Annotated in this window: 10 protein-coding genes; 9 read left to right on the top strand and 1 reads right to left on the bottom strand. The window is 65.3% G+C overall.

All coding sequences use genetic code 11. The annotated features are described in order from the left end of the window. Nucleotides 1–144: 144 nt before the first annotated feature. Nucleotides 145–2,334, top strand: a complete 2,190-nt coding sequence (gene dinG / locus ACYVOC_RS00050; protein ID WP_461160465.1) for an ATP-dependent DNA helicase DinG — start codon at nt 145–147, stop codon at nt 2,332–2,334. Between the two features lie 101 nt (nt 2,335–2,435). Here the strand turns inward: dinG and ACYVOC_RS00045 are convergent, their stop codons facing one another. Beyond that, nucleotides 2,436–3,119 (bottom strand): TetR family transcriptional regulator, encoded by a 684-nt coding sequence (locus tag ACYVOC_RS00045; protein ID WP_461160464.1) that lies wholly within the window; start codon nt 3,117–3,119, stop codon nt 2,436–2,438. A gap of 149 nt (nt 3,120–3,268) precedes the next feature. Here ACYVOC_RS00045 and ACYVOC_RS00040 point away from each other — a divergent pair, with 149 nt between their 5' ends. The 8 genes from ACYVOC_RS00040 (at nt 3,269) to ACYVOC_RS00005 (ending at nt 12,470) form a co-directional block, all read left to right on the top strand. After that, nucleotides 3,269–4,510 carry a branched-chain amino acid ABC transporter substrate-binding protein gene (locus ACYVOC_RS00040; RefSeq protein ID WP_461160463.1) on the top strand — a complete coding sequence of 414 codons (1,242 nt, stop codon included), beginning with the start codon at nt 3,269–3,271 and terminating at the stop codon, nt 4,508–4,510. 2 nt (nt 4,511–4,512) lie between these two features. Then, on the top strand, nt 4,513–5,307 hold the full coding sequence (locus ACYVOC_RS00035; RefSeq protein WP_461160462.1) for an SDR family NAD(P)-dependent oxidoreductase: 795 nt from the start codon (nt 4,513–4,515) through the stop codon (nt 5,305–5,307). A gap of 15 nt (nt 5,308–5,322) precedes the next feature. Further along, nucleotides 5,323–6,123, top strand: a complete 801-nt coding sequence (locus tag ACYVOC_RS00030) for an SDR family NAD(P)-dependent oxidoreductase (protein ID WP_461160461.1) — start codon at nt 5,323–5,325, stop codon at nt 6,121–6,123. Between the two features lie 42 nt (nt 6,124–6,165). Then, on the top strand, nt 6,166–7,845 hold the full coding sequence (locus tag ACYVOC_RS00025) for a class I adenylate-forming enzyme family protein (protein ID WP_461160460.1): 1,680 nt from the start codon (nt 6,166–6,168) through the stop codon (nt 7,843–7,845). A 4-nt stretch (nt 7,846–7,849) separates the two neighbouring features. Continuing rightward, nucleotides 7,850–9,094: an acetyl-CoA acetyltransferase gene (locus ACYVOC_RS00020; RefSeq protein WP_461160459.1), complete on the top strand. Its 1,245-nt coding sequence runs from the start codon at nt 7,850–7,852 to the stop codon at nt 9,092–9,094. A 66-nt stretch (nt 9,095–9,160) separates the two neighbouring features. Further along, on the top strand, nt 9,161–9,517 hold the full coding sequence (locus ACYVOC_RS00015; protein ID WP_116005500.1) for a zinc ribbon domain-containing protein YjdM: 357 nt from the start codon (nt 9,161–9,163) through the stop codon (nt 9,515–9,517). Nucleotides 9,518–9,706: 189 nt separating this feature from the next. Further along, nucleotides 9,707–10,684 carry a LysR family transcriptional regulator gene (locus tag ACYVOC_RS00010; RefSeq protein ID WP_116005501.1) on the top strand — a complete coding sequence of 326 codons (978 nt, stop codon included), beginning with the start codon at nt 9,707–9,709 and terminating at the stop codon, nt 10,682–10,684. Between the two features lie 112 nt (nt 10,685–10,796). Beyond that, nucleotides 10,797–12,470 (top strand): OFA family MFS transporter, encoded by a 1,674-nt coding sequence (locus ACYVOC_RS00005; RefSeq protein WP_116005502.1) that lies wholly within the window; start codon nt 10,797–10,799, stop codon nt 12,468–12,470. The last annotated feature ends 85 nt before the right edge of the window (nt 12,471–12,555 follow it).

Genomic DNA, 12,555 nt, shown 5'->3' with positions numbered 1-12,555 from the left:
GACACCATGCAACCATTGCCACTCTACAGCCATATAACTATAAAATTTATAGCTTCCAGTGCTTACACATAAAGCGCTAGCAGCTTTTTTAAACACAAACCACCACAGTATCCCAGCGCCCCTGTGTGCCACACTCCCTCCCCTATGTCTTCCACAGAGTGGGCCCAGGCGGCCCTGCAGGCGTTTGATGCGGTGGTCCAGTCCACCGAGGGTTTCCGTGGCCGCGCGGGGCAGCGCAGCATGGCGGAGCAGGTGGCGCATACCTTCAGCCAGGCGCAGCTGGGCAAAGTGGACGAAGAAGACGGCGAACCCACGCGCGCCATTGCCGTCATCCAGGCGGGCACGGGCGTGGGCAAGTCGCTGGCCTACTGCGCACCCGCCATTGCCATTGCCCTGGCACGCGGCACGCGGGTGCTGATCTCCACCGCCACGGTGGCGCTGCAAGAACAACTGGTGAACAAGGACCTGCCTGCTCTGGCGGCGCAGATGGAGCAGCCCTTCAAGTTCGCGCTGGCCAAGGGGCGCGGGCGCTATGTGTGCAAGCTCAAGCTCGAACGCCTGGCCGGCACTGGCGAAGCCGACGGTGACGCGGAAGACGACGACCTGTTCCCCGAGGAGGCCGCCAGCGCACGGCCCCGGCGCTCGCACCAGGAGACCGAAGCGCGCATGCATTTCTACGCCAGCATGGCGCAAACCCTGGCCCAGGGCGCCTGGGACGGCGACCGCGATAGCCTGGAAACCCCGCCCGAGCCCGAGGCCTGGAGCCCCGTGGCGGCGGAAGGGGCCTCGTGCACCGGGCGGCATTGCCCCGTCTTCAGCCAGTGTGTGTATTACGACCGGCGCAAGGATTTGGTGGGTGCGCAGGTCATCGTGGCCAACCATGACTTACTGCTCTCGTCGCTGGGCGCGCGGGTGCTGCCCGAACTGGACAACTGCCTGTTGGTGCTGGACGAAGCCCACCACCTGCCCGCCACCGCCCTGCAACAATTTGCTTGCAGCGCCAACCTCAGCCGCCTGGCCTGGATCGACCGGCTGGCCAGCCGCGCACTGCGCATCGGCACACTGGTGGAAGTGACCGAAGTGGCCGACATCCCCCGCCACTCCAGCGCATTGCGCCAGACCCTGCAAGACCTCGAGCGTCTGGTGATGGATCTGTATGGCCCGGCGCTGCGCAGCCAGCCCTCAGCCTGGGGCCCGGCGCGGGTGCGCGTGCCGCGCGGCGTGCTGCCCGAGGCGCTGATCGAGCCGCTAGGCCAGCTGGCGCACCATGCCAACGGTTTTCTGGAATGCCTGCGTGCCATCTCCAAGGCGCTGCGCGCCGAGATGCGTGATAAGCCCGACGAGGCGCGGCGCCTGTCACAGCTGTATGCGCAGATCGGCATGCTGGCGCCACGGCTCGAAGAGGTACACGCCACGGCACAGCTGCTTGCGCAAGAGGCCCCGGAAGACGCCACACCCAGCTTTGTCCCACCCGCCAAATGGTTCACGCTGGAGGTGGATGGCGATTTCATTCTGGTGCGCGCACACGCCAGCCCTGTCCTTCCCGGCAGCACGCTGCGCAGCCATTTGTGGAGCAGCGTGCGCGGCGCCGTGCTGACCTCGGCCACGCTGACGAGCTGCGGGCAGTTCGACTTTTTCCTGCGCGAATCGGGCCTGCACGGTGACGAAGCCGCCACCACGCTGGAAGTGGCCAGCCCCTTCAACTACGCAGCCCAGGGCACCTTGATTGCCGCCGAAACCCACGCCGACCCAAAGAACGCCGCCGAGTTCACCACCGAAATGGTCGACGCCCTGCTCAACGACCTGGTGCATGTGCATTACGGCGCGCTCGTACTGTTCACCTCGCGTGAGCAAATGCGCCAGGCCGTCGACGCGCTGGCCACCCACATGCGCAGCCGGGTGCTGGTGCAAAACCAGCTCCCGCGGTCCCAACTGCTGGCGCGCCACCGCGAGCGCGTGGCAGACGGCGAACCTTCCATCATTTTTGGCATGCAGTCTTTCGGCGAGGGGCTGGACCTTCCCGGGCGGCTGTGCGAATCGGTGTTCATCACCAAACTGCCCTTTGCCCCGCCCGACGACCCCGTAGGCGAAGCCCGCGCCGAGTGGCTGCGCGCCGTGGGGCGCGACCCCTTCAGCGAGCTGGTGGTGCCCGCCACCGCCATCCGCCTGGCGCAATGGGTGGGCCGTGCCATTCGCACCGAAGAAGACCAGGCGCATGTGTATTGCTACGACAAACGCCTCACGCGCACCAGCTACGGCCAGCGGCTGCTCAAGGGGCTGCCGCCGTTTGCGCTGGAGCGGCGGCAGGCCGGGGTTGCAAACGCGGCAGGCTGAGCCGCCAGGCTTGCCTTTCGATCGCTTTCAACCTCTGGAAGGAGGGCGAAGCACTCTCAAAATGCCGCATTTTTGGAACCGCTTTTAACCGCAGCGACCGATCAACGAGCCGAGTGGCACGGCTGTAGGCACTGGATCGTGTGCTCGGCAAATGCCTGTGCGATGGCATCACTGCTGCTCGGCCCATTGTCTGAAAACCAGCGGTTGATGTTATTGATGGCGCCCATGAAATAGAACACAGCGAGCTTGGGGTCGCAACGCTCGATAGCACCTTCGTCCATGGCGCGCACGATGAGCTGGCGCAGTTGCTGGTCGATCACGCGGCGACGCTGCTGGATCAGCTCGTTGTGCTCGTGTGTCATGGAGTAGTACTCGGTCAGCACCACGCAGGTGCCCAGCTCGCTCGTGATCTTGCCGATATAGAGCGCAACGAAAGCGCGCAGGATATCCAAAGTCTCACGCTGCTGCATGGCTTCGGCCAGCGCCTGCTCGGCCATCTCGACGGCCATGCGGTGGCATTCATACAGGATCTCGTGCTTGTTCTGCACATAGCGGTACAGCGCGGGCTTGGTCACTGCCAAGGCGGCGGCGATGTCGTCGAGCGTGGTGTTGTGAAAGCCTTTGTCTCCAAACACACGTCCGGCGGCAAGGATCAGCGCGCGCTTGCGAAGTGCACGCGGGTCGGGCGCACTCGCCAGGGCGTTGTTCCAACGGGCTGCGCCTGCGGGTTTCGCAGCGGCCTGTGTAGAAGCAGGGAGAGTGGTCGGTTTGCTGGTCTTTTTCATGGGAAACAAGGTCCGGTGTCGCGCAAGCGTCTACGCCACGCTTGACCATTGGAAGGCAGAGTTTTAGCATTCATTTTTAGTTACTGTAGAGTAACTGAAGATTACCGAAAATTATTGTCCGATTTCCGGGCGACCATAGGAAACCTTTCATGCGCACTTTCAAAACCACCTTCGTGGCGGCGGCCCTCGGCTGCACCGCGCTGATTGCCTCGGCACAGCAACCGCCGATCCGCATTGCACACATCGACACGTTTTCCGGGCCCACGGCGTCCACGGGCGTCACGGTGTCCAAGACGCTGCTCTACGCGGTGCAGCTCATCAACGAGCGTGGCGGGGTGCTGGGACGCAAGCTGGAGGTAGTCCCGCTGGACAATGCCGGCGACTCCAACAAGGCCGTGGCCATGCTCACCAGCACGGTGGACCAGAAGATCAACTTCATGGTGCAGGCCGGCAACTCGGGCATTGCAGGTGCATTGCTCGCGGCGGTGGACAAGCACAACCAGCGCAATCCGGACTCGCGCGTTCTCTATCTCAACTACGGCTCGGCCCTGCCAGAGCTGACCGAGGCACGCTGCAGCTTCTGGATGTTTCGCTTTGAGGCGCACCAGACCATGAAGATGCACGCCATTGCCGACTATGTGAAGAACACACCGGCCATCCAAAAGGTCTACCTGCTCAACCAGGACTACAGCTTTGGCCACGAGGTCAGCAAGGACGCCAAGGCCATCATCGGCAAGGTCCGTCCGGATGTGCAGTTCGTGGGCGATGACTTTCATCCCTTCGGCAAGATCAAGGATTTCTCTCCCTACATCCTGAAGATCAAGCAGTCGGGTGCCGACACGGTGCTGACCGGCAACTGGGGCAACGACCTGGCCCTGCTTGTGCGCGCCAGCAAGGAAGCCGGCCTCAAGGCCAAGTACATCAGCTACTACGGCGGCCTGTTTGGCATGCCCACCGCCATTGGCCAGGCCGGCGAAGACTCCGTATTGCAGATTTCCTCCTGGCACCCCAACGTGCCGGTCGAAGACAAGACGCCCGGTCTGGAAAAGTACGAACGCGACTTCAAGGCCAAGTACGGCGAAGACCTGTACTACACCTCCATCCTGGTGCAGATGGACATGCTGGCGCGCGCCATCGAAAAGGTCGGCAGCGTCGACGACATCGTGCCGATTGCCAAGGCGCTGGAAGGCATGGAGTACGACTCGCCGTTCGGCAAGATCAAAATACGCAAGGACGACCACCAGGCCACGCACCCGCTATACATCAGCCAGCTCGTCAAGGGTGTGAAGTACGACGCCGAAGGCCTGGGACTTGGCTGGAAGACCGTGGCCAAGGTGCCCGCTGCAGTCACCGAGACGCCCGTGGCCTGCAAGATGAACCGTCCAGGCTGACCATGGCGCTTTCGTCCGCACCCCTGACGGGCCGGCTCAGCAACCGTGTCGCCGTGGTCACCGGCGGCGCCTCGGGGCTGGGCGCGGCCACGGCCTTGGCGCTGCGCAATGCGGGTGCCCGCGTGGTCCTGCTCGACCGGGACACACAAGCGGTGCAAGCCACCGCCCAGGCTCTGGGCGTGGCGGGCTACACCGCCGACGTGGCGCAGGACGAGGCCATGGAAGCGGCGTTCGCGCAGCTGCGCACCGAGCAGGGCCCCGTTTCCATTCTGGTGAACTGCGCCGGCGTGGCCCACCCCGGTAGCGTCGTGCGCAAGGGTCAGGCCATGCCCTTGGCTGAATTCGAGCGCGTGGTCGAGATCAACCTGCTGGGCACCATCAACGCCGTACGCTGTGCGGTGCCGCAGATGATCGAAGCGCGCTCGGGCCCCACAGCCGAGGCGGGCGTGATCATCCACACGGCGTCGATTGCCGCTTTTGATGGACAGGTGGGGCAGGCGGCGTATGCGGCCTCCAAAGGGGGCTGTGCCGGGATGGTGCTGCCGCTGGCGCGTGAGCTGGGGGATTACGGCATCCGCGTGATGGGCATTGCGCCCGGCGTATTCGAGACACCGATGACATTGAACCTTGCCCCCGCTTCGCGTGCAGTGGTTTTTTCGGCCGTGCCGCCTTTTCCCCAAAGGCCAGGGCAGGCCGACGAATTTGCCGCACTTGTACTCGTCATCATCGACAACCCCATGCTCAACGGCGAGGTCATTCGCCTGGACGGCGGGTTGCGCATGCCTGCGCGACTGTAAACAGAGAACCCGCACATGCAGATTCAAGGAAGCATTGCCGTAGTGACCGGCGCCGCCTCGGGCCTGGGCCGGGCCACGGCGGCCATGCTGCACGCGCAAGGTGCGCGCGTTGCCGGTATCGACCTGGCAGGCGCGCAGCTCGATGAACTCGCCCAATGGCCGGACACCCTGGCGCTGGCGGGCGATGTGGCCAGCGCCGCCGACATGGAAGCCGCGTTTGCCCGCATCCACAGCACCTGGGGCGTGCCCGCCATTCTGGTGAACTGCGCCGGAGTGCTCGGGCCCGCGCGCGTGTTCCAGCACGACAAGGCCACGGGCCGCATCGTGCCGCGCCCGATGGCGCTGTTTCGCCGCGTTGTGGCCATCAACCTCACAGGCACATTCAACACCATCCGCCTGTTTGCGCAGGGCCTTGCGCAGGCCGGGCCTGCCAGTGATGGAGTTGAGCGCGGCGTGGTCGTCAACACCGCCTCGGTGGCGGCCTACGAAGCCCTTTCGGCCCAGGCCGCTTACGGCGCCTCCAAAGCCGGTGTGGCCAGCATGACGCTGCCGCTGGCACGTGAACTGGCGCGCTGGGGTATCCGCGTGGTGGCGCTGGCGCCGGGCACCTTCGAGACCGGGATGTACGACGTGATCCCTGACCACACCCGGCGCACGCTGATCAGCGACGTTCCGTTTCCCAACCGGCCAGGCCGCCCCGACGAGTTCGCCCACATGGCACGGGCCGTGATCGAGAACCAGATGATGAACGGCTCGGTGGTGCGCATCGACGGCGCGGTGCGTATGCGCGAACCAGTCTCCGAAGCGCACCGCTGACCGCCCCTTCTTTCCTTGCCGAACCGGCCCTGCTGCATGCCTATGACCCCCGCTTTCGCACCCCCCGATCCGCAGCGCATCGAAGCGCTGTACGGCGACCGCCTCGTGCCTTGTTATGCCAACCGACCGATCAACCTCGACGCCATGCTGCGCAGCAGCGTCGCCCGGCGTGGCGATGCCCCGGCGCTGGAAGAGGGCGGCCGCCAGCTGAACTACCGCGAACTTGATGTCGCCGTGAACCGTGTCGCCACCGGCCTGCAAGCGCTAGGCATAGGCCCTGGCGAGCGGGTGGCCCTGTTCATGGGCAACCGGCTGGAATACACCGTGCTGCTGTTTGGCATCTGGCGCCTGGGTGCGATTGCCGTGCCCATCGGCGTGCGCCAAAGCGCAGCCGAACTGGACTACATGCTCAACCAGTGCGGCGCCGCCGCGCTGGTGACAGAGTCGTCGCTGGCCGGGCGCCTGCCGCCACGCACCGCCTTGCCCAGCCTGCGCTGCATCGTCCATTGCGAGGAAGACGGCCACCCCTGGCCTGCCACGGCTGCCGCAGACGCGCGGCCCGCCACCACCTACGAAGCCTTGCTCACGGCGGGCAACGACACGCCCCTGCCCGCAGAGTTTGGTGACCAGCAACCGGCCTGCATCATGTACACCTCAGGCACCACCGGGCACCCCAAAGGTGCGGTGCTGTCGCACCTGGGGTTTGCGCACACCGCGCGGCATTACCAGCGGCGCTTTGCCTACCAGAGCGACGAGCGCATGCTGCTGGTCATTCCGGGCAGCCACATCTCGGGGTTGCTCGCAGTGGTGGTGGTGACCATGCTGGTCGGCGGCTGCCTGGTGAGCCTGCGCGAGTTCCGCTGCGCCGAAGTGCTGGACACCCTGCAAGCGCAGCGCATCACCGCCACGGTGATGGTGCCGGCCATGTACAACCTGATCGTGCGCGAACCCGACTTGGCACAGCGCGATCTTTCAGCGTGGCGGGTGGGGCATTTCGGCGGCGCTGCCATGCCCGAAGTCACCATCCAGCGCCTGGCCGAGCTGCTGCCGCAATTGGAGCTGTACAACGGCTTCGGCGCCACCGAAACCACCTCTGCCGTGGCGCTGACCGAGCGCGGCGATGCGGCTGCCCATCCCGATTCGGTGGGCACGCTGGTGCCCTGCGTGGACATCCGCATCCTGGACACAGAAGGCCGCGAAGTGCCCACAGGCGAGGCCGGAGAGCTGTGGATCCGCAGCCCCGGCAACGCCATCGGCTACTGGGACAACCCCGAGGCCACGCGCGCCGCTTTTGTGGGCGGCTACTGGCGCTCGGGCGATATCGGCAGCGTGGACGCCCAGGGTTTCGTGCGGGTGTTCGACCGCATCAAGGACATGATCAACCGCGGCGGCTTCAAGGTGTATTGCGTCGAGCTGGAGAACGTCATCCAGCGCTACCCCGGCGTGGTGGAGGTGGCCGCCGTGGCCAGCCCCTGCCCGGTACTGGGCGAGCGGGTGCACATCTTCGTATACGCAAGCAGCCCGGTCGATCTTGAGCCGCTGCGCGCCTTCTGCCGCCAGCATGTGGCCGACTACAAACTGCCCGACTACCTCACGGTCAGCCCCACACCGCTGCCCCGCAATCTCAACGGCAAGCTCGTCAAGGCACCCCTGCGTGAGCAGGCCATCGCCCTGGCCCCAACCCTTCAGGCCACCCAAGGCCCCGCTCCCCAGAAAGGATGATTCCATGAACCAACCCATTTACGTACTGGGCGGCTCCCAGACCGACTTCGCCATGAACGCCGCCCGCCAGGGACTGGGCCTGTTCGAGCTGATGCGCGATGCCGTCACCGGCGCGCTCGAAGATGCGGGCCTGGAGGCCAGCGACATCGAAGCCGGCCATGTGGGCAACTTCGTCGGCGAACTGTTCACGGGCCAGGGCCAGCTGGGCGGTATGTTCGAGGCCATCGACCCCGGCTTTCACGGCATGCCCGCGGGCCGCCACGAGGCCGCATGCGCCTCGGGCAGCATTGCCTTGCTGGCGGCCAGCGCCGAGATCGAGGCCGACCGCTACGACTGCGTGCTGGTCACCGGCGTGGAACTTGAACGCAATGTGCCCGGCGCGCTGGCGGCCCAGCACCTGGGCGCCGCGACCTGGGTCGGCGCCGAGGCGCAAGAGGCGAAATACCCCTGGCCCTACATGTTCCACCTGGTGGGCCAGGAGTACGAGCGGCGCTATGGCCTGCGCTATGAGCACCTGGCGGGCATTGCCGAAATCAACATCACCAATGCCCGCCGCAACCCGCTGGCGCAAACCCGCAACTGGGAATTCACGCCCGAGAGCTTCACCGCCGACGACACCGCCAACCCGGTGATCGAGGGCATGATCCGCCGCCAGGACTGCGGACAGGTCACCGACGGCGCGGCCGCCGTCATCCTCGCTTCGCCAGCGTTTGCGGCCCGCTGGGCACAGCAGCACGGGTGCGATCTGGCCGACGTGCCCCGCATCATCGGCTGGGGCCACCGCACGGCCCACCTGCAGCTCGCCGCCAAGCTGCAGCGCAGCGCCCATGACCCTTACGTGTTTCCGCATGTGCGCACCGCCATCCAGGACGCCTTTCGCCGCGCGCAGATTGCGGACGTGTTTGCCCTGGACGGCATCGAAACCCACGACTGCTTCACCACCACCGAGTACATGGCCATCGACCATTTCGGTATCACGCCGCCCGGCCAGAGCTGGCAGGCGGTGGAAAGCGGGCTCATCAGCGCTGATGGGGGCTTGCCCATCAACCCCAGCGGCGGCCTGATTGGCGCCGGCCACCCCGTGGGCGCCACGGGGGTGCGCATGGTGCTGGACGCAGCCCGGCAGGTGACGGGCCGGGCCGGACCGACGCAAGTCGAAGGCGCCAAGCGCTTTGGCACGCTCAACATTGGCGGCAGCGCCACCACCGTGGTGAGCTTTGTGCTCGAAGGCAGCGGCAGCGTGCGCTAGGAGCCGGTCGGGTCGATCAGGGGACAATAGGCGACGACTGACCACAGAAAAAAGAAGTAATCGTCCATGCCCCACAACACCCTTCCCGCCTGCCCGCAATGCGGCCAAGAGAACACCTACCCCGATGGAGAGAATTTCATCTGTCCGGACTGCGCGCATGAGTGGCCGCAGGCCGCAGCCAGCGGGGACGACGAAGCCACGGGCGATGGCGTGGTGCGGGATGCCAACGGCAACCCGCTGCAAGACGGCGACGCCGTGATCCTGGTGAAAGACCTCAAGGTCAAGGGCTCGTCATCCACGCTGAAAAAGGGCACCAAGATCAAGAGCATCCGCCTGGTCGATGGCGCCGACGGGCACAACGTGGACTGCAAGACCGATCTGGGCAGCATGCTGCTCAAGTCCGAGTTTTTGAAGAAAGCGTGACGCTTTTGTTTTGATAGCTGCCAGCGCTTATCCAGTAAGCGTTTGCGGCCATTTTCTCTATTTTCACCCCACAACACCGGTGCACCGGCCGGGCGGCCCGCCTGCAATGGTGTTGCAAGCCTGTGCAGGCACAATCGCCGCCCGATGCGCCTCTGCGAGGCGCCGTAGTGTGCAATGTGAGGTGTCTGCGTGAACCTGTTCGTTTCTTTCAAGTACCTGCTGGCGCTCGATGAACAGCGCCACTTTGGCCGTGCCGCGCTGGCCTGCCATGTGACGCAGCCTGCGTTGTCCAACGCGCTGCGTGCGCTCGAAGAAAGCCTGGGCGTGGCCATCGTCACGCGGGGACGCAGTTTTGCCGGGTTTACCACCGAAGGGGAGCGCGTGCTGGCCAGTGCCCGGCGCATGCTGCGCGAGCACGAGTTGCTGCAGCAAGAGCTGCAAAGCAGTGCAGATTCTCCCAGCGGGCAACTGCACATTGGCGCCGTACCCATGTGCATGCCGATTGCCGCGCGCTTTGTGGGCATGCTGCACGACCTGCACCCGGGCATCGTGTGCACGCTGCGCTCGATGAGTTCGTCCGAGCTGGAGTCGGGCCTGGAGAACATGGTGCTCGACATCGCCATGGGCTACCCCGAGCGCCTGGAGGGCACACGTGCACGCCTGCGTGTGGTGCAGCAGTACACCGAGCATTATTTTTTGCTGCGCCGCGCCCAGCAACCCTCGCCCACAGGCCTGCAAAAAGGCCCGTCCACCACCTGGGCGCAGGCGGCAGCATTGCCCCTGTGCCTGCTCACGGGCGAGATGCACAACCGCGCCATCGTGGACAGCGCTTTCCGCTGTGCGCAGGCGGTGCCGCGCCCCGCCATCGAGACCAACTCCATCCTCACGCTGGCGCTCGCCGTGGTGGCGGGCCGGGTCAGCAGCATCATGCCCGGCGCGCTGGTCGATGCGGTGCAAGGCTATGGCGAACTCGAAGCGCTGCCGCTGGTGGAGCCGTTCATCGAGGTGCCCATTGCGCTGATGGTGCACGACAGCAACCGCTTGTCGCGCACGCTGGAGGCCGCGCTGGACTTTGCACAAGGCCCGCAATGGCTGGCGCAGGCGGCGCTGCACGGCACCTTGTTCGGCACCTCGCACCCTCCCGCACCGCCCCCAGGTAAACCCTGATTTTTGCTTTGTATCGCTCCATCACGACAAAGAATTAGACCTGGCACGGCTGTTTGCTGACACTCCGCGGGGCGCCATAGAGCGCATTTGAACAACACCAAGGAGACAACACATGTCAGCTGTACTGGAGCCCATGGGGCAGCCAACCGGCGTAGCGGGTTGGCTGGAGAAGGAGAGAACCATTGCCGGGCCGGGCTTTAACCGCTGGCTGGTGCCACCGGCGGCGCTGGCCATCCACCTGTGCATTGGCATGGCCTACGGGTTCTCGGTGTTCTGGCTACCGCTCTCGCGCGCTTTGGGCGTCACGGCCGCGCAGACCTGCCCCAAGGACATGTCGCTGTTGGCCGAGCTGTTCACCACCACCTGCGACTGGCGTATCTCCAGCCTGGGCTGGATGTTCACGCTGTTCTTTGTGCTGCTGGGGTGCTCGGCCGCGCTGTGGGGCGGCTGGCTCGAGCGCGCCGGGCCGCGCAAGGCCGGTGTGGTATCAGCCCTGTGCTGGTGCGGCGGCCTGGTGATTTCGGCGCTGGGCATTTACACCCACCAGCTGTGGATGATGTGGCTGGGCTCGGGGGTGATTGGAGGCATTGGCCTGGGGCTGGGCTACATCTCGCCGGTGTCCACGCTCATCAAGTGGTTCCCGGACCGGCGCGGCATGGCGACCGGCATGGCCATCATGGGTTTCGGCGGCGGCGCGATGATCGGCTCGCCGCTGGCTGCCGAGCTGATGAAGCTGTTTGCCACCCCCACCAGCGTGGGCGTGGTCGAGACTTTTCTGGCCATGGCCGCGATCTACTTCGTCTTCATGATGGCCGGGGCCCTGGGCTACCGCGTGCCGCCCAGCAGTTGGAAGCCCACGGGCTGGACACCGCCCGCCGCGCTCAAGCACAACACCATGATCACGCAGGACCATGTGCATGTGAACAAGGTCTGGGGCATTCCGCAGTTCTGGCTGGTGTGGATGGCGCTGTGCATGAACGTGAGCGCCGGTATTGGCGTGATCGGCATGGCCAGCCCCATGCTGCAGGAAGTGTTTGGCGGCCACTTGATCGGGCTGGACAAGGCCTTTGGCGATCTGGACAAGGGCCAGCTCGGTGCCATCGCCGCCATTGCGGCCGGGTTTACCGCGCTGCTGTCGCTGTTCAACATTGGCGGGCGCTTTGTGTGGGCCAGCGCATCCGACCGGCTGGGGCGCAAGACGACGTATTCGGTGTTCTTCATCCTGGGTGGCCTGCTGTATTTCAGCATTCCGGCCAGCGCGGCGGCGGGCAGCCAGCTGCTGTTTGTGGGGGCGGTCTGCGTCATCCTGAGCATGTATGGCGGTAGTTTTTCTACCGTGCCCGCCTACCTGGCCGACCTGTTTGGCACGCAGATGGTGGGCGCCATCCATGGCCGCCTGCTCACGGCCTGGGCCACGGCCGGCATCATCGGCCCGGTGGTGGTGAACTACATGCGCGAGTACCAGATCGGCCTGGGCCTGCCGCGTGCGCAGGTCTACAACCAGACCATGTACATCCTGATCGGCTTCCTGGTCATCGGGCTGGTGTGCAACCTGCTGATCCGCCCGCTCAACCCCAAATGGTTCATGGGCCCCGAGGAGCTGGCCCACGAAAAACACCTGGCGCATGACCGCGCCTTGGCCAATGAAGTGGGCAGCGGCCCAGGCCTGGGCGGGGGCGGTCAAACCCCCACCGCCGCCGTGGCGTTGGCCTGGATGGCGGTGGGGATACCCCTGGCTTGGGGTATCTGGCGTACGCTGGAGAGCGCCACCAAGTTTTTCCACTGAGCTGCCGCTTTGTAGTTCAAATTTGCTTGATTAGCAATGAGTCTCAGGCAGGGTCTTGACGATGCTGGGCAGGCGAGCAATACTG

This window comes from Simplicispira piscis (assembly GCF_054783455.1).
This window is presented reverse-complemented; position numbering and strand designations above follow the sequence as displayed.

Bases quoted from the DNA above. Each gene is read 5' to 3' on its own strand.
- dinG (WP_461160465.1), top strand. From the start codon at position 145: ATGTCTTCCACAGAGTGGGCCCAGGCGGCCCTGCAGGCGTTTGATGCG.
- ACYVOC_RS00045 (WP_461160464.1), bottom strand. From the start codon at position 3,119: ATGAAAAAGACCAGCAAACCGACCACTCTCCCTGCTTCTACACAGGCC.
- ACYVOC_RS00040 (WP_461160463.1), top strand. From the start codon at position 3,269: ATGCGCACTTTCAAAACCACCTTCGTGGCGGCGGCCCTCGGCTGCACC.
- ACYVOC_RS00035 (WP_461160462.1), top strand. From the start codon at position 4,513: ATGGCGCTTTCGTCCGCACCCCTGACGGGCCGGCTCAGCAACCGTGTC.
- ACYVOC_RS00030 (WP_461160461.1), top strand. From the start codon at position 5,323: ATGCAGATTCAAGGAAGCATTGCCGTAGTGACCGGCGCCGCCTCGGGC.
- ACYVOC_RS00025 (WP_461160460.1), top strand. From the start codon at position 6,166: ATGACCCCCGCTTTCGCACCCCCCGATCCGCAGCGCATCGAAGCGCTG.
- ACYVOC_RS00020 (WP_461160459.1), top strand. From the start codon at position 7,850: ATGAACCAACCCATTTACGTACTGGGCGGCTCCCAGACCGACTTCGCC.
- ACYVOC_RS00015 (WP_116005500.1), top strand. From the start codon at position 9,161: ATGCCCCACAACACCCTTCCCGCCTGCCCGCAATGCGGCCAAGAGAAC.
- ACYVOC_RS00005 (WP_116005502.1), top strand. From the start codon at position 10,797: ATGTCAGCTGTACTGGAGCCCATGGGGCAGCCAACCGGCGTAGCGGGT.